The sequence below is a fragment of the Vallitalea sediminicola genome (assembly GCF_054408565.1).
Window position 1 is genome coordinate 163,316 of sequence record NZ_BTPT01000037.1, and the last position, 17,479, is coordinate 180,794.

Below are 17,479 nucleotides of genomic sequence, written 5' to 3' on the forward strand. Positions count from 1 at the left end.
ATTAACCGTGTATTTATATTTGATTTTAGCAATCATCATTATATTACTTATTGTCATAGTAGTTCGTACCATAAGATTTAAAAACAAAGATATCAATATTAGTCAAGAAAATAGTAATATAAAATATGATAAAATGGCTTGTTCCAAGAAATTAGCTAAGTCGGTTCAGATAAAAACAATTTCTAATAGCGATTATTCAAAAACAGACTGGGAACAATTCAATAGATATCATAGATTAATTGAAGATATGTTTCCAATTGTACATAAAAATATAGATAGAAAAAAAATCAATGACTATAGTTTACTATATCATTGGAAAGGAAGTAATAGTAATAAGAAACCTATTATAATTACTGCTCATATGGATGTTGTTCCAATTGAAGAAGGAACGATGAAAGATTGGGAACAAGAACCTTTCAGCGGAGTCATCGTTGATGATATTATCTGGGGACGAGGTACTATTGATACAAAAGTTCATATGATAGCTGTATTAGAAGCAACTGAATTATTATTAAAGGAAGGTTTTGTACCCGATAGAGATGTATACTTTGGATTTGGACATGATGAAGAAGTAGGGGGAAAACAAGGTGCTGTTAAGATAGTAGAATATCTAAAAGGACAAGGCATAGAATTTGATTATGTTCTTGATGAAGGTGGTTGTGTTACTGAAGGTGCAATAAAAGAAATTACTAAACCTATCGCTTTGATTGGAATTGGTGAAAAAGGATATTGTAATATTAAGATTGAAGTAGCAGGTAACGGTGGTCATGCATCCATGCCGCCAAAACATACCTCTTTAGGCTTAATTGCACAAGTAATCAATAACTTGGAAAGCAAACAATGCAAACTAAAACTCACAAAACCTGTTGAAGAATTTCTTTTGAAAATTGGACCAGAAATGAAACTTATTAATAGAATCATATTATCTAATCTATGGTTATTCAGACCTTTATTCGTGAAAGTATTCTCGAAAATGAAATCGGGTAATGCATTGTTAAGAACTACTACAGCAGTAACTATGGCACAAGGTAGCATGGAACCTAACGTATTACCTCAAAAAGCATCTGTAACATGTAATTATAGAGTTCTTCCAGGTGAAACAGGAGAAGATTTGGTTAATCATATAAAACAAGTCAATAAGGATATACCTATTAAAATAGAAACTCTTAGAATGGAAGATCCTTCACTAATATCAAGTTCCAGAACTGAAGGATTCAGAAAGATTGAGAACATAACTAATAGAATCTATAAAGATGTCATTGTAGCACCATATATAGTACTTGCTGGAACAGATGCTAGAAAATATGAACCAGTATGTAAAAATATCTATAGATTTTCGCCTTATAAATTACACAATGATGAGTTAGGGAAAATACATGGTACTAATGAAAATATATCAGTGGATAATGTCAATAAATGTTTAGAGTTCTTTTACTATCTATTAAAAGAGTCTTAATTGACAATACTTACAATCCTGTCTTTGACAGTTTAAAGAAAATAAAATCGCTGTATCCTTTATAAATAAAGGGGTATCAGCGATTTTTTACATTTCATGGTATATAGTAATTTATTCTCTGCCTTTGCTTTTTTTCTGAATGGTTTTCATTTGACGTTTGGTTATGAATTGATAATCTGTACGGAAATTGCAGATGGTATGTAAATCGTCCGTTATCTTTTCTCGTTTATATAAAGGTACAAAACCTTGGTCTTTGATTGAAGCAAAATTCATTACTTTTAATGTATCTAAGATTGTATCGCAAGTATATTTATAATTAAGTTTTTTCTCAAGGTAACGATAAGAAATCAAAGAAAGAAAGCAAATAAGAAAATGAGCTTTAATTCTGTTTTCATCTTGGAGATAAATAGGTCTTGCTGAAAAATCCGTTTTCATAATCCTAAAACATTCTTCTATTTGCCATCGTCCCTCACTTACTTTTAATATCTCATCAACATCATCATCCAGTAAATCGGTACATACCGCATATAATCCATCAAAGTTTGCTTCTGACTGGATTTTATCCTCATCAAGATAATTGTGTATATTGGCAACTTCGCCATCTTCAGTGGCTGCTATAGCGCCTATAAATCTTGCAGGATCATTTGGATTTTTTCTTGTTTTCTTAGTTGTACCATTGTCTATCAATTTTTGAGCACGTTCTACCTGTTTGTCCCGGATCTTTTTTTGATACTTAGCATATTTAGGGGAATAAGTAACAATAAGACGTTGATGAAGTTTTGTTGTTGAGTAAGGTTCATCTTTGTAATAAAGGTTTGGATCATCATCGGGTACCTTCGTGATATCTACAGGTTTTCCATCTGAAACTCTTTTAAAGCCATCTTTGTTTAAGGCCCAAGCTTTATCCTCGGCACGAAGTTTTTTGATGGATTGTGTTACAATATAGGCACGCTCACCCATATGATTATATACTCGAATGTCTTCGGAAGCTAATCCAGCATCACTACAGTATATGAATTTTTGGCAGCCAAACTCTCCAAGTACTTTTTTCTCTAAAGGTTTTAATGATGTCTGCTCATTTGCATTTCCAGGGAAAATGGAAAAGGCAAGGGGGATGCCATCACCGTCCATGAATAACCCCATCTGAATTATCGGATTAGGTCTATGTTCTTTGCTTTTACCATACTTTTTTGAGCCGTTTTCTTGTTGGATTTCAAAATAGTAATTAGAACAGTCGTAGTAAAGCACTTTATCATTTCTATTTCCTAAAAAGTGACTATTCTTATAAACTTCTGCTTGAATAAAATCACATTCATTACCTAAAACATCCAAAGCACGATATATGTCATGGAGTTCATAGGAAGGCTTTTCCAAAAACTCAGAGGAGACTTTAAAAGATGAGAGTTTACTGGTTGGCTCAAGTATCCTGGAGTAAATCAAATCTGAGAGGATAGCATTGATGTCATACTGGAACTTATATTTAGCTTTCAGCTTTCGACAAGTTTTATTTAACTGTAAAGCATAGTAAATATTCTGGATAAAAAGGTAACCACCACGATAAAAAGTCTGCTTGCAAAAATCCAACTGTCTATCAGCATAAAAGGTGATTTGTATAGCCTTGTTTTCACAGTCCATTTTATACTTTTGGGTTTCGAGCTTTGCTTCATGCCTTGCCCATGCCATAACATGCTCACGTGTCGGACCGTGTTCAATAAGCAAATCAGCTAAAGTTCCAAGTTTGTGAATAACAACAGAAGTACTTTTCCCTTTGTTGTTAATATAACTTTTTGATATATAGAATGACTCCGAATTTTGGGACTTGGATGTAGTTACTTTCATAACAAGCACCTCCTGTATGTCTATTATATCATACCATCATACATATTACCATATATTACTATATAATAAAACGACAAATTTGACACAAAAAAAGTAGGTTTCATATACCTACAACAATTTTTAACCTTATTAAACTGTCAAACTCCCGAGAACATAACTAATAGAATCTATAAAGATGTCATTGTAGCACCATATATAGTACTTGCTGGAACAGATGCTAGAAAATATGAACCAGTATGTAAAAATATCTATAGATTTTCGCCTTATAAATTACACAATGATGAGTTAGGGAAAATACATGGTACTAATGAAAATATATCAGTGGATAATGTCAATAAATGTTTAGAGTTCTTTTACTATCTATTAAAAGAGTCTTAATTGACAATACTTACAATATTTGCTAATATCAATCTATAAAATTATTTTAAGGGGACTAAAAAAAAGATGAAGAAAAGAATGTACACATCAATAGTTACTAGTATTTTACTAATATTTTTACTTGGTTTTTCTGTTAGCGCAGAAGAAGATAATACAGTTTCGTCAATAGGAAGACTTGGTAACACCTGCATGAATGCTATTAATTATAGTAGAATAGCTTATGAAAATGGAGTAATCTATACTTCTGTAGAAATTGATAATAATTATGCTTTATATAAACATACACTTGATACAGGTGTAACAGAGAAGATAATGGGAAATGACATATATGGTCTTAATGTATTAGATGGAATTATATATGGTTACAAGAATTATCCAGAAAATGAGAAAAAAAAATCTGGAATATATAAGATTGATACAAATAACGGTAATAAGCTGACTCTTTTATACGAAACAGAGAATGTTTATAATCTATTAGTAGTAGAAGATATAATATATTTTTTAAGTGATGATGAATATGGAGATACAAGTTTTTGTAGTATCAAAGTAGATGGCAGTAATCCAATGAGTATCATTAACAAACAGATTATATCATTTACAGTATATAAAAATGAAGTATATATTTTAACAGATGATGGATTACGAAAAATGATTAATGCAGATGATAAAATTGTATATACAGATATATCTGAAAATCTGGATACTAAGTATAATTCAAATTTTACCATTATGGATGAGTATATTTATATAATGGCTAGTAGTTATAAGGATAATCACAAAGCAGGCATATATAAAATATCACTTGCTGAAAGTAATAAAATAGAACTTATCCCTAATACAGCAGAAGCCTACGAATTTGAAATAACCAAAGATTATATAATATATTTAAATGGTTATGATGAAATGGTTAGAGTATCACTAGATAAAAAAGAAAAAGAAAAAATATTTCAAGCCTACGAGACGATTCAATTAACAAGCTTTGAAGATTCTATCTATCTATTGACTTATGAGAATATTGATGATACATTCAATGATCAGTTATGGAGAATGGATTTAGATGGTTCTAACGAAAATATGATATATCCAGGACTTGATAAAGACTATAATAAGATAAAAGACATATTGTCAAAAACTACTAAAATCATGAACAATCTGAAGAGATATGATATGAAACTATCAGTAGTAGATGATAAAATAGATGAAGAGGTAGTTAATACATATAATCTTGATTTTCGTATAGATAAAGAAAACAAAATTATTAGTGAGAAATATAATCTGAAAACAAAAAGTGAAGATAATAAACCTACTAATTATTATTATACTGAATGGGCTGATGACAAAAGAATATATATTTCTGAGGATAATAGCCCTTGGAGATTTTTGCAGTATACTGAACTAAAAGAATCCACATATAATGACCTTTTTAATATATATAATTTTATTGATGATGGTTGTGACTTAAGCAGTAAACTAAAACTAACTGAAGAAAATAATCAATATATACTACAAGGAAAAAACTCTTTCAGCAGACAATTTAATAAAATTGAAGATAACTATTGGTTACAATTCTTGACTAGGGACTTTTATGACTTAGATACATTTGATTATTCTATATATATTAATAAAGCTAATTACAGGATCGAAAAAGTTGTGATTGAGCATAAAGAATATGATGTTGATAATGAAGTAACAAGAGAATTCAAATTAGAAGCTGTCAATAAATTCAATATGACTAACAAGCTTATAGTTCCTAATAATATTTTTGAATCTCTTAAAAAATTAGAACAAGCTACTACTTACTTAGAGAAGGCAAAAAAAGCCAATGAAGAAGATAAATATGAACAAGCGATTAAATATTCTGATATAGCGTTAAAACTACATAGTAAAGCTATCCATGCATATGGACAAAAAGCATATGCATTATATAAACAGGGTAAACAAGAAGAAGCATTAGAACAATTGGAAATGTTTTTGGAGCAACGATTGAATGAAGATAGTAATGGTGCATATTTTCTACTGGCTGAGATATATAATGAACAAGCAAATTACGAATCAGCATCAAAATGTATATATCGTATTAACTGGGACGCACTTGATCCAGAGCAGGACTTAGAAAGATATATTAACTATTTACTTATAGCTAGTAAAACATTTATTGGTTTGAAAAATAATGACGAGGCGTTATCATATGTTGATGAAGCTCTAGAGTTAGATGAAAACAATAATCTAGCAAAATCCCATAAAATGGCTATCTTATTGAATAGTATTAAATATAAGGAATTACTGGATTATACTAATGAGCAATTAGAGATTGAAGATATACAAGACCAAAGGTATATCTATTATTATAATGGTAAAGCCAATCTAATGTTAGATAATAGAATTGAAGCTATCAAGGCATACAAAAAAGCATTACGATGTAAAAAAGAAATAATAGATGATTCTGCTCTTTATTTTGATTTGGGATTATATTATACATTAGTAGGCAAATATAATATGGCTAGGGTATATTCTAATAAAATTGATAAAGAATATAACATATACAAAATAATACTTGATATGGCAATTGAAGAAAGTGAAAAGCCTGTTTCTGTTAAAGTTGGTGAATTTGTACTAGATAACTATTTGTATCTAAATAATACAGATGTGACAAGTTTAACTAATCAGTTCATGAAAAATGATAATGCTACACTAGATGATATCAATGACTATATTGAAAGTATTAAACAAGATGATGATAAATTCACATTCTTCTATAAAGTAGAAAAGAATGAAGAAGGAGAAAGTGAAGAAGAAGTAACTTACAAGCAAATTGATACATCTACAGAATATATAAAAGTAAGCAGCTTTTTAAACCAAACCAGCAGCAAGTTCATAAATTACATTGAAGATATAGAGAAACCTTATAATAAGACATTAATAATCGATCTAAGAGGTAATGGTGGAGGACTTATCTCTGCTGCTACTGAAATGCTAGATGTTCTATTGCCAGATTGTTCTCCATGCTATTTGGTAGATAGAGACGGTAAAACATCAAACATTGAATCCGACTATTATAGAGTATCATTCAAATCAATCAAAATATTAGTCGATAATGATTCTGCAAGCGCATCTGAATTATTAGCACTGGGGCTTAAAAAGTTCTTAGGTAATGTACAGATATTAGGAAAAACAACTTACGGAAAAGGTGTAGGACAACAAATATATGTAGACAATAACGGCGAATTCGTATTATACCTAGTAAGCTTCTACTGGAATATTCTAGAAGAAAACATCAATGATGTAGGAATAACACCAGATGTAATTGTTGAAGGAACTGAGTTAGAAGACTTCCTAAAAGTAATAAAAGCCGAACAAAACTAAACTAAATTTAATGGATAAATAAAGGCTCTACTAGAATTCTAGTAGAGCCTTATTTGCATTATTTATTAAATCAGTCACTTTTATTACTCAATATCTATGGTATGCATACAGAGTGTAAATAGTATAGGGGAATATGAAGCAGTGAGCCATGGACGGCGAACTCAGCCATTTAAACACGGACGTTTAATTGGCTGACGTAATATTCCCCTATACTATTGGAACGACTGTGAGATACTATAGTAATGACTATCAGACATAATATTACTATTAGCCATCACTATCTATTGAATAATTTTATTAACATTCTTAATTAATATAGATATCTTCCCATCAGGATTAGTAACAAATTCAATATTATTAGGATCATTATATAATTCCATAGGAATCTTTAATTCAATTCCATTATCGGTTTTAATCCTTTGCTTTTCAAATGAACGAGTAATAGTTTTTTCAGAAAGGGTAACTACAGGTTCTTCAAGCCCTTTTTTCTCTAGATTTTCAATAAACTCTTTTTTTACTTCTATATTATTTTTGAATACATCATCTGCAAATTTATCTAGATTGATTTCTCCGGTTTCTTCAATGTTGTTAAAAAGTTCCTGCTTAATTTCCATTTTCTTTTCAACATTCTCATCAAAATACTTTTTACTGATTGAATCAGTTGCTTTTTTGACAATGTTATATTGTTCCTTTGAAGATAGGGTAGTCCTACACCTCAATAAATGGAGAGAGAGATAGTATTCTTTATTACCATCTATTTCATATTTTTTTTCTAGTACTTTTAGGTTTAGATTTGCTAAATCTATTATAATTGCTTCATTAATTTTTTGTCCCATATTAGGAAGGGTAGTTCTATGTCTGATGATGCTATTGATGTTAGAATCGTTTTCTACTTCTGTATAATGTATAAATGAATTAGTATAATTTAATTTTAGTAGTGCTAGATATTTATTACCTCTACATGAAAAATTAACTATAGCCAAATCTGCTGAAGGTATGGCAAGATTAGAAGACATAATAGAAAACAGCTGATTAGCTATATTAATTGACATATCAATAAATTTATCTTCTGCTGATGCGAATTCTTTGACATATGTATAAACCATATTATAATCTGTGTTGAATTCACAATTTTTTATGCTGTCGTCGTTAAGGGTCTTTATTATATGACCTGCAAAAAATTCTTTTATTTCATAATTACTTTCCATTTCATCCATTGAAATTACAGGAACACTTAGATTAGTGTCAAGTATATGGACGATCATATTTGATATATTAATTTCTTCTATACTATACATAATATCTCCTTTAATTTAACTATGATTAATTAGACTATATATTAATTCTTAGATATTTAATTATAATATATAATCATAATAAGTCAATGAATATATGAATATCCATTGACTTATATAATCTTACATCTCTATTGTATTATTTTTTATTCTGTTTTAATAGCCTCTAGTGCACTTAGCTTCATAGCCTTACGTGCAGGTAGATAACCCGATATAAGACCGATTAATGATGTGAATACCATTGAAGAGATAATTAACCAAGAAGGTATTATAAAGATATCTGGATTAGCTTCCCCTGTTTCATAAATATGTAAGAAATTCAATAATGTAGTATTTTGCATATTATTTAGTAACATGGATATACCAACACTTATCAATATTCCTAGTATACCACCTATCAAACCTATAGTAGCTGATTCAAATAGGAATAATTTCTTTATATCTCTTATAGAGGATCCTATAACTTTCATAACACCAATTTCTTTTCTTCTCTCATATATTGCCATAACCATTGTATTAGTAATACCAATAGCTGCAACTAATAAGGATATACCTCCGATAGCTCCAAAAACCATTTTGATAGTGTTACTCATGGATTCTTGTTGCTTTAATTCATTAGCATCACTTCTAGCAGTAAATCCTAGTTTTTGAATCTCTTCTTGAACTTTTTCAAGATTTTTACGTTTTGGTACATATACTAATACCTTTTCGTATCCATCTTTTTTGGGTCTTCTACCATCAGTATCACGATAACCGGTCATCTTATCATATTTATCTTTTAATTCAGTTAATTGGGTTATTTCCATATAAATATAACGATTTTTTTGCCAACCAGCGTGTTCTGATAATTCTCCTATAGCTTTTACAGTTATAGGTCTTACTGGTTTTTGTTCTTCTTCATCACCATAACGACTATATCTGTCATCACGCCCATAATTTCTGTCAAAACTCATAGTTATTTTGCTCTCTAATGGTTTAAAAGTAGGTGGTTTTCTTTCGCCAGTTTCAGGATCAAACATATTTTGCCACCTATCTTCACGATTATTTGGATTATAAAAGTCATATAACACATCATATCCAATAATAAATGATTTAGTATCTTCAGCAGTTAGCATACGACCGTTACTAATGTCTAATCCATATTTATCCATGAATTCTAGAGTCATACCTTTAATCTCAACATAATTATTTATTAATTTTTTTGACTTCATGACTACAGTATGTTCAATTATAGGAGTAACAGCTTCTACTCCATCAATCTGTTCAAAAGTTGTAATATCACTGTTTTCGATTTTTTGCTTTTTATCTTTAGAATTGCCATCATTTGATGGGTAAGCGTCCATTACAACCATACCACCACCATAGTGATCATTACCACCCCCACCTGCAGGGTATACTTCTACCATATCTAAACTTCCCCACTGACTCATCTGTTTTTCCATATTTTTCTGCATCCCCAACCCAAGGGAAACCATCAATACAATGGATATAGTACCTATTATAATACCTAGAGTAGTAAGAAAGGTTCTAAGTTTTCTTCTAAATAAATTCTTAAGTCCCATTCTTATTAAATCTATTCTATTCATCGAAGTTCATTTCCTTCTTTTTCTTAATTTTTCTTCTTACTATAATAATAGTTACTATGACTGCTACAGCGGCTACAGAAGATATAATTATAATTAATGTCTTATTTGATTTCTTTTCCTGACCAGGCATTTTATCAAAGTCTCCCATGTCCATGCCCATATCTCCTTCTGATGGACCAAAATCCATTGCTTGACCTACTGTCTTGAACTCTTTTCTTACTTCTTCTTCTTTACCATCTGGTTTTGTATAAGTAAAAATTAAAGTACCAGTAACTTCGCCTTCTTCATCAACCCATATTTCATTACTGTAATAAGTACTTCTACCAGTCTCTAAATTACCTATATAATTCCTACTGTTAGTACTACCAAATCCTTCTACTTGGACAGTAAAATTATCAAGTGAAGTTCTACCAGTATTACTTATATCAAATTCTACATCAGTTTGGTTACCCACAATCATTGTTTCTGGTATTTTAATATCACTAGTAATAAAACTAGATGGCTGAATTACAGTTATCGGAATAGCATCTTTAATTGTTTCAGTTAGTAATTTTTCATCGTTTTCATATTCATAGTAAATATCAAGCTTTAGGTTATGTACTTTTGATGCAGCAAATGGTATTGTAAATATTTTTAATTGCTTTTCAATTGATTGACCAGGTGCTATTTCTTTAATAAAGAAAGTACTACTTGATTCAACTGGAGTAAATACGCTACCTGCTTTTGCTTTATCTGTATCTGAATTTTCTTCGGCACCCAAAGATACCTTTATATTTTGTACTTTTTTACTGTCATGAGTATTTTTGAAATATAATGTAAGGGCAAAATTTTCACCTGCGTTAGTTATCTCAGATTCAGTTGATTCTGAAACAATTGTAAAATTATCTACAATAATAATTGGTTTACTTGTAGTTCCTTCTTTGTTTTCTTTCTTAGCTTTTACATAGACACCAACATATTGATTGATAGTTGTAAATGCAGTTTCATCTTTACCTTTTATTTCAATGTTAAGTAAATGAGTTTTAGTAGTTGCTTCTTCAGTTGGTTGGAATTTGTATGTTAGTTGCTTAGTTGCTCCGACTTCCATTTCATTGATTACTTGTATGTTCTGTGACATTGGTACGATTTCTTCATCACCTTTTACTGTAACAATAAGGTCTTCAGCTTTTACTTCACCAGTATTAACAATATCAAAAGATAAGTTAAATGGTTGGCTAGCATTTATTTGACCTGTTGGAGCTTTAATATTTCTAATAGCAATATCAGTATTTCCACTGTCTACCATTAAATAAACTTCTTTTTTAATTTCTTTTTCAGCATTAGAGCTGTCTTTATATTTAAGATTAACTGTTATTGGATAACTACCTTTTTTTAAGGTAGATGATGCGAAAAGGTCGAAACTAATTTTTTCTCCTTTTACGTCAGGACGTAAATTAGTGATTCTACGACTATTAACACCATCAACTATTGTAAATCCTTTATCTAAATCTTCTAATTTAACATCTATTGAACTAACAGTAGATAGACCATTGTTATTGTTAACTAAGAAGCTAAGGTTAACTTTTTGTCCAGCTTTTATTATCTCAGGATCATTAGTTACTTCTGATAATCTTAAATCAACAGAAGGGAAACCTTTTCTTACTTTTATATATATGTCTTGTGTTTTATCTACTTTGTCACCATATAAGTTGAAGTATGTATATTTTAATTGACAGCTATATGTCTTAGCAGGTGTTGAATCTTTAACTAAGAATGAATAGTTTAATTCAGCAGTGTCAGTTTTCTTTAATTGCTGTATTTTATCAATTAAACTAATTGTATTTGTTTCATAACTAAAATCTTTATCAGTTGGTGGTACAAGTTCAACTGTGATATTTTTAGCTGTGTATGTACCAGCATTCTTTAGTTTTAAAGCTAAGTTAATATCTGAACCAGCATTAGCAGTAGGAATTTTTTGATTTTCTATTACTAATTCTGGAGTGTATTTGCTAGTGTCTGTTGGTGATGATGAACCGCTGTCGCTGTATTTTACCATGTCAATAGTGATTGGATTTACTGATTCATAGATTTTACCATCAGCGCCTGTATAGCTACAAGTTAAAGTTATAGTATTGTTAGTTCCAGAGCACTTCATAGGAATAGTAAGAGTATTGCTAGTACCTAAGTTGACAAGTAGTCCTTTATCTTTAACAATAAAGCTACCTGGATTAATACTAACATCTATGTCTTTATTTGCAGCAGAAGCTTTTCTGCTTAAATTAACAGTTAGAGTAAATTCAGTTCCTTCACTTATAGTGTCTTTGGTTACTGTATAAGAAGCTATAGAGATATCTTTTTTATCTACAGTTTCTGCAGAAACATCAACCCCCATCACATTCAAGCTAATCACAAGCGCACACATATATACTAAAAATTTCTTCATTTTTTTATTAAGCCTCCTGTTTACTTTCTATTTCGTTTTTATCTACACTATTTATTGATTCTATAAGTCCGTCACGTACATGAATAACACGGTTTGCATATACGGATGTTTCTATATCATGGGTTACGATTATAAGTGTTTGGTCATTTTCCTTAGCAATATTCGTAATTAGTTCCATGACTTCCATAGTGGTCTTGGTATCTAGATTTCCTGTAGGTTCATCTGCAAATACAATCTCTGGTGTTCCTACAAAGGCTCTTGCGATACTTACTCTCTGTTGTTGACCTCCACTCATTTGTGAAGGTTTATGATGAAGTCTATCACCTAGACCTACAGCTGTTAGCATACGCTTTGCTTCTTTTTCCCTTTTCTTCTTAGATAAACCACCAAATATTAGGGGCATAGCTACATTTTCAAGGGCTGTTAGATTAGGTAATAAATTGTAAGATTGAAAAACAAAACCTACATTTTTTTGACGGAACTGGGTTACTTGTTTTTCATTCATCTTTTCAATGCGATTCCCTTTTATCTTGATTTGACCTTTTGAGGGTTTTTCAAGACCAGCAATCATATTAAGCAGAGTAGATTTTCCAGAACCTGAAGTTCCTAATATACAACAGCATTCGCCTTTTTTAATATTGAGGCTAATATTGTCAAGGGCGACAACACGTTCAGTTCCCATTCTATATACTTTTCTTAGGTTTTTGATTTCAATAATATCACTCATTATACTCCTCCTTTCCAATTATGTTTGTTGGTTGTTTCTGAGCATATATAACCCTATTAATTTTGTTTTTTATTCATCAGTAAAAAACATATTTCACTCAGAAACATATAGTTCATTAGTTAAATAATGGTATGGCAATCTTTACTCTTGAAAGAAAAACCTAAATAATAAACCAGATAAATAACATGATATGTTAAATTTAGTCATTTATCCCTTTATTTTCCCTTAAGACTAATCATAAAAAAGTATAGCACTTTTTAAATAATATTACTATACATAATAAATCAGACTATTTTTATTGAAAATAAATTGTTAAATGAAATTAACAATTTTAACCACTATATATTGTTGCTATATTTACTAAATATACCATATGATGTATAAAACACCATTCGACACAATATGAATTATTAAATAAGTTAATGAAAAATTAATAATTTATTTACGGTTTATGTCGTATAGCAGTGTGGAAATAAGTACTTTAAAAAAATAATTGATGAGCATCAAAAAGTAACATTATATTTCAATTTTTTTGAGATTATATATGATATAATTAATATATACAGCCAATTACTTAAGTAGAAAAAAACAGGGGATTATTATATTTGAGGAAGGGTGAAATAATGGGCAAGGTAACTTTATGTACAGATAAATATTTGGATGTTAAACCTATAGTTGCTCTACTAGAAACAGAATTATTCGAAATAAAACTATTCTTTAAAACAGAAGACATTCGTGATCTGAAACCTAAATATCTAAAATATATGATTAAGGACGATAATATCAACATAATATATAGTTTAATAAAAACTAGAGAGACATTAGTAAAGAGTTTATTCTTTAAAATAATTGATTGGTTATGTGATAATTATGCTATAGATATAAGTGATTATGCCAAATATAAAGTATGTGAAAAGACTTTTTATTTCTCCTATGAAGATTTAGTTACTGATATAGAAAAAACCGGAATAAATTGTAAATATAATTTTGAAGATCTTTATCTATCAGATAAAAACTATTGGGATATATTAGATTATGTCTATATGGATAAAGGTTATAGCATGAAGAGTGGATAAATATATTAATTGATTTTTACATATATTTAAGTTAAAATTACGATAGCAAGATAGATATATTGATAAAGACTACTTAGACTAGAGGTGTTAAAATGTCACATGCATTTTCAAGAACAGAAATGTTAATTGGCAAGGATGGTTTACAAAAGTTAAAAGACAGTAAAGTAGCTGTTTTTGGTGTTGGTGGAGTAGGCACATATGTTATTGAGGGATTAGCAAGAAGTGGAGTAGGAGAAATTGTTTTAATTGATGATGATGATATATGTATTTCCAATATAAATAGACAATTACACGCAACTATTAATACTGTGGGACAAGCTAAAGTAGATGCAATGAAGGATAGAATTTTATCTATTAATAATGAAGCAAAAGTTATTACTTATAGAGAACTATATAATTCTCATAGCGCAGACAGGTTATTGTCAGATGATTATTCTTATGTTGTAGATGCTATTGATATGGTATCATCAAAGATTGATTTAATTGAAAGATGTAAAAAAAGAAACATACCGGTTATCAGCAGTATGGGAGCAGGAAATAAGCTTAATCCTACTATGTTTGAAGTTGCTGATATATATGAAACTTCAGTATGTCCACTAGCGAAGGTTATGAGGAAAGAATTAAGAAATAGGGATATTGACAGCCTTAAGGTAGTTTACTCAAAAGAAAAGCCGTTAAAACCTATAATAGATGTTGATATAACTGATAGTGAGCAGAATGAATCAACAAAAATGAAAAGACAAACGCCAGGGAGTATTTCATTTGTTCCCTCAGTTGTTGGATTGATCATAGCTTCAGAGGTAGTTAAAGACTTACTTAATTTCTAGCCTAAAGGAGATTGTCATGAAAAGATTAATTGATAAACTATATGATAGTAATAATTTATCTTCTGATGAATTATTACTATTACTTAATAATATGAATGAAGGATCTAAGAAGTACTTACATATGAAAGCTAATGAAACGAGATTACATATCTATAGTGATAAAGTATATATGAGAGGTTTAATAGAATTCACTAATTACTGCAAAAACAATTGCAGATACTGTGGTATTAGAAGAAATAATAAAAATGTGAGTAGGTACAGACTAAGTAGAGAAGAAATACTAGATTGTTGTAAAGAAGGATATAGATTAGGATATAGGACTTATGTTCTTCAAGGAGGAGAAGATGCTTACTATACAGACGATAAAATCGTAGATATAGTTTCCTCAATAAAATCATCTTTTGAGGACGTTGCAGTTACATTATCCATTGGAGAAAAAAACTATGAATCCTATAAGAAATATTTTGACGCAGGAGCAGATAGATATCTTTTAAGACATGAAACCAATTCTAGAGAGCTTTATGATAGTTTACATCCCAATATGAGTTATGATAATAGAATTAGATGTTTACATGATCTAAAAGATATAGGATACCAAATTGGAGCAGGTTTCATGATTGGATTACCTAATCAGACCAACGAAGATTTTGTTAAAGACCTTACTTTTTTAAAAGAGTTACAACCTCATATGGTAGGGATTGGACCATTCATTCCTCAATCAGATACACCTCTTGCTGATGAAAAGGGAGGAACAGCTGAAAAAACATGCATACTTCTTTCATTAATAAGGCTTTTACTTCCAAAAGTTCTATTACCAGCAACAACTGCACTTGGTTCTATTAATAATAAAGGAAGAGAACAAGGGTTGAAATCAGGTGCCAATGTAGTTATGCCTAATCTATCACCTACTAGTGTAAGAGAGAAATATGCCTTATACGATGGCAAAATATGTACAGGTGATGAAGCGGCTCAGTGTAGAAATTGTATTGAAAATAGAATAAGTGCAGCAGGCTATAGGGTAGATATGTCTAAGGGTGACCATATATCTTTACAAAATAATTAAAATGATTAACTATTATGTGTGTATTGAATATAATTTAATAAGAGGAAAAAAGGAAAGATTATATGCAAATACATGTAGTGAGTCCGGGAGAATCACTTTTTACTATTGCAAGGACATATAATATACCTGTTAGTGATATAATTGAAATAAATCAGTTAGATAATCCAGCCAATCTTGTAATTGGTCAAACAATATTGATTCCTACAATGGGAAATTTTTATACAGTTAGACCAGGTGATAGTTTATATTCTATCAGTAAGAAATTCAATGTACCGGTGTATATGATTGAAAGAGCAAATGATTATCTAAACCCAATGGATTTACAAGTTGGTACAAGAATATTTATACCTAGCAGTCCAAAAACTATTGTAGAAGTGGCAGCTTATGTTGACTTAGAGATAACTGGTCCTGATTCAGCTTCAAATGTAGAAGAGGTAGGAGATAATTTAACATATGTTAATATATTCAGTTATACTGTTAATGCTGACGGGTCATTAAACCCATTAATAGGTGATGAACCTGTAATTAATGCTGCTTATAGTAAAAGAGTTGCCCCTCTGATGGTAATAACTAATATTGACGATGGTGGATTTAGTATTGAAAATGCAACGGCTATTCTTAATGATGAGGCAGCACAAGATAAATTATTAGATGAAGCAATAGCTATAATGAAAGAAAAAGGTTATCTAGGTATTGATTTTGATTTTGAGTACCTTGGGGCAGAAAATCGTAAGCCATATATTGATTTTTTAAAAAAAGCGAAAAAGCGATTGAACGAAGAAGATGAAAGATATACGCTATCAGTTGCCTTAGCACCTAAGATTGGTGATGACCAAGTAGGTATATTATATGAAGGTCATGATTACAGGGAAATAGGGAAAATCGTAGACTTTATTTTCATAATGACGTATGAATGGGGATGGTCGGGGGGACCACCTAGAGCGGTTGCGCCAATAAATGAAGTCAGAAAAGTAGTTGAGTATGCCTTGTCTCATGTTCCAAATGAAAAGATTATGATGGGTATACCTTTGTATGGTTATGATTGGACTTTACCTTTTGTTGAAGGTGGGAAATTTGCAAAAGCCATTGGATTCAAAGATGGAGCCCAATTAGCTAAAAAATATAATAGACAGATTCAATTTGACGAAAAATCCCAGTCACCATTTTTTAGATATATAGATGAAGAAGGAAAAGAACATGAGGTATGGTTCGAAGATGCAAGGAGTCTACAAGCAAAATTTGATTTGGTAAAAGAATTAGGATTAAGAGGCTTCTTCTATTGGGTTTTAGCTAGAGAAGCTCCACAGAATTGGGAGTTAGTAGAAGAAAACTTTATTGTTAATAAAATAATATAAATCGAGTATAAAAAAAGAGTGATTTTGATAAATTACTCTTTTTTAGTTTGTTCTACTAAGAGAGTTTTGTTATTTATTAAGTAAAATATAAT

11 protein-coding genes are annotated in these 17,479 nt (G+C 30.2%); 6 read left to right on the forward strand and 5 right to left on the reverse strand.

What is annotated here, in order from left to right:
• Window positions 1–7: 7 nt before the first annotated feature.
• Window positions 8–1,456 (forward strand): M20 family peptidase, encoded by a 1,449-nt coding sequence (locus tag ACX6CF_RS16455; protein ID WP_458786441.1) that lies wholly within the window; start codon window positions 8–10, stop codon window positions 1,454–1,456.
• 111 nt (window positions 1,457–1,567) lie between these two features.
• Here the strand turns inward: ACX6CF_RS16455 and ACX6CF_RS16460 are convergent, their stop codons facing one another.
• A complete protein-coding gene (locus tag ACX6CF_RS16460) occupies window positions 1,568–3,295 on the reverse strand; it encodes an IS1634 family transposase (protein WP_458786442.1) in 1,728 nt (575 codons plus the stop codon).
• Window positions 3,296–3,739: 444 nt separating this feature from the next.
• Between ACX6CF_RS16460 and ACX6CF_RS16465 the strand changes: the two genes are divergently transcribed.
• On the forward strand, window positions 3,740–7,036 hold the full coding sequence (locus ACX6CF_RS16465) for a S41 family peptidase (protein ID WP_458786443.1): 3,297 nt from the start codon (window positions 3,740–3,742) through the stop codon (window positions 7,034–7,036).
• Between the two features lie 281 nt (window positions 7,037–7,317).
• Here ACX6CF_RS16465 and ACX6CF_RS16470 read toward each other — a convergent pair whose 3' ends face one another.
• The 4 genes from ACX6CF_RS16470 to ACX6CF_RS16485 all read right to left on the reverse strand — a co-directional run bounded on the left by ACX6CF_RS16470 (window position 7,318) and on the right by ACX6CF_RS16485 (window position 13,066).
• Entirely contained in the window at window positions 7,318–8,334 is a 1,017-nt protein-coding gene (locus ACX6CF_RS16470; RefSeq protein WP_458786444.1) for a nucleoid-associated protein, read from the reverse strand.
• Between the two features lie 143 nt (window positions 8,335–8,477).
• Window positions 8,478–9,917 carry an ABC transporter permease gene (locus tag ACX6CF_RS16475; RefSeq protein WP_458786445.1) on the reverse strand — a complete coding sequence of 480 codons (1,440 nt, stop codon included), beginning with the start codon at window positions 9,915–9,917 and terminating at the stop codon, window positions 8,478–8,480.
• The gene (locus tag ACX6CF_RS16480) at window positions 9,910–12,339 is read right to left on the reverse strand and encodes a COG1361 S-layer family protein (RefSeq protein ID WP_458786446.1); all 2,430 of its coding nucleotides are present in this window, start codon (window positions 12,337–12,339) and stop codon (window positions 9,910–9,912) included. Before ACX6CF_RS16480 ends, ACX6CF_RS16475 begins: the two co-directional genes overlap by 8 nt.
• Before the next feature lie 7 nt (window positions 12,340–12,346).
• Window positions 12,347–13,066 (reverse strand): ABC transporter ATP-binding protein, encoded by a 720-nt coding sequence (locus ACX6CF_RS16485; protein ID WP_458786447.1) that lies wholly within the window; start codon window positions 13,064–13,066, stop codon window positions 12,347–12,349.
• A 623-nt stretch (window positions 13,067–13,689) separates the two neighbouring features.
• Between ACX6CF_RS16485 and ACX6CF_RS16490 the strand changes: the two genes are divergently transcribed.
• From ACX6CF_RS16490 to ACX6CF_RS16505, 4 genes are all read left to right on the forward strand, one after another.
• Complete coding sequence (locus tag ACX6CF_RS16490) at window positions 13,690–14,142, forward strand: hypothetical protein (protein WP_458786448.1); 453 nt, start codon at window positions 13,690–13,692, stop codon at window positions 14,140–14,142.
• 92 nt (window positions 14,143–14,234) lie between these two features.
• Window positions 14,235–14,969, forward strand: a complete 735-nt coding sequence (locus ACX6CF_RS16495) for a tRNA threonylcarbamoyladenosine dehydratase (RefSeq protein ID WP_458786449.1) — start codon at window positions 14,235–14,237, stop codon at window positions 14,967–14,969.
• Window positions 14,970–14,985: 16 nt separating this feature from the next.
• Window positions 14,986–16,032, forward strand: coding sequence for a [FeFe] hydrogenase H-cluster radical SAM maturase HydE (gene hydE / locus ACX6CF_RS16500; protein WP_458786450.1), 1,047 nt, complete (start codon window positions 14,986–14,988; stop codon window positions 16,030–16,032).
• Between the two features lie 62 nt (window positions 16,033–16,094).
• Window positions 16,095–17,387 (forward strand): glycosyl hydrolase family 18 protein, encoded by a 1,293-nt coding sequence (locus ACX6CF_RS16505; protein ID WP_458786451.1) that lies wholly within the window; start codon window positions 16,095–16,097, stop codon window positions 17,385–17,387.
• Window positions 17,388–17,479 lie beyond the last annotated feature (92 nt).

Bases quoted from the DNA above. Each gene is read 5' to 3' on its own strand.
- ACX6CF_RS16460 (WP_458786442.1), bottom strand. From the start codon at position 3,295: ATGAAAGTAACTACATCCAAGTCCCAAAATTCGGAGTCATTCTATATA.
- ACX6CF_RS16465 (WP_458786443.1), top strand. From the start codon at position 3,740: ATGAAGAAAAGAATGTACACATCAATAGTTACTAGTATTTTACTAATA.
- ACX6CF_RS16470 (WP_458786444.1), bottom strand. From the start codon at position 8,334: ATGTATAGTATAGAAGAAATTAATATATCAAATATGATCGTCCATATA.
- ACX6CF_RS16475 (WP_458786445.1), bottom strand. From the start codon at position 9,917: ATGAATAGAATAGATTTAATAAGAATGGGACTTAAGAATTTATTTAGA.
- ACX6CF_RS16480 (WP_458786446.1), bottom strand. From the start codon at position 12,339: ATGAAGAAATTTTTAGTATATATGTGTGCGCTTGTGATTAGCTTGAAT.
- ACX6CF_RS16485 (WP_458786447.1), bottom strand. From the start codon at position 13,066: ATGAGTGATATTATTGAAATCAAAAACCTAAGAAAAGTATATAGAATG.
- ACX6CF_RS16490 (WP_458786448.1), top strand. From the start codon at position 13,690: ATGGGCAAGGTAACTTTATGTACAGATAAATATTTGGATGTTAAACCT.
- ACX6CF_RS16495 (WP_458786449.1), top strand. From the start codon at position 14,235: ATGTCACATGCATTTTCAAGAACAGAAATGTTAATTGGCAAGGATGGT.
- hydE (WP_458786450.1), top strand. From the start codon at position 14,986: ATGAAAAGATTAATTGATAAACTATATGATAGTAATAATTTATCTTCT.
- ACX6CF_RS16505 (WP_458786451.1), top strand. From the start codon at position 16,095: ATGCAAATACATGTAGTGAGTCCGGGAGAATCACTTTTTACTATTGCA.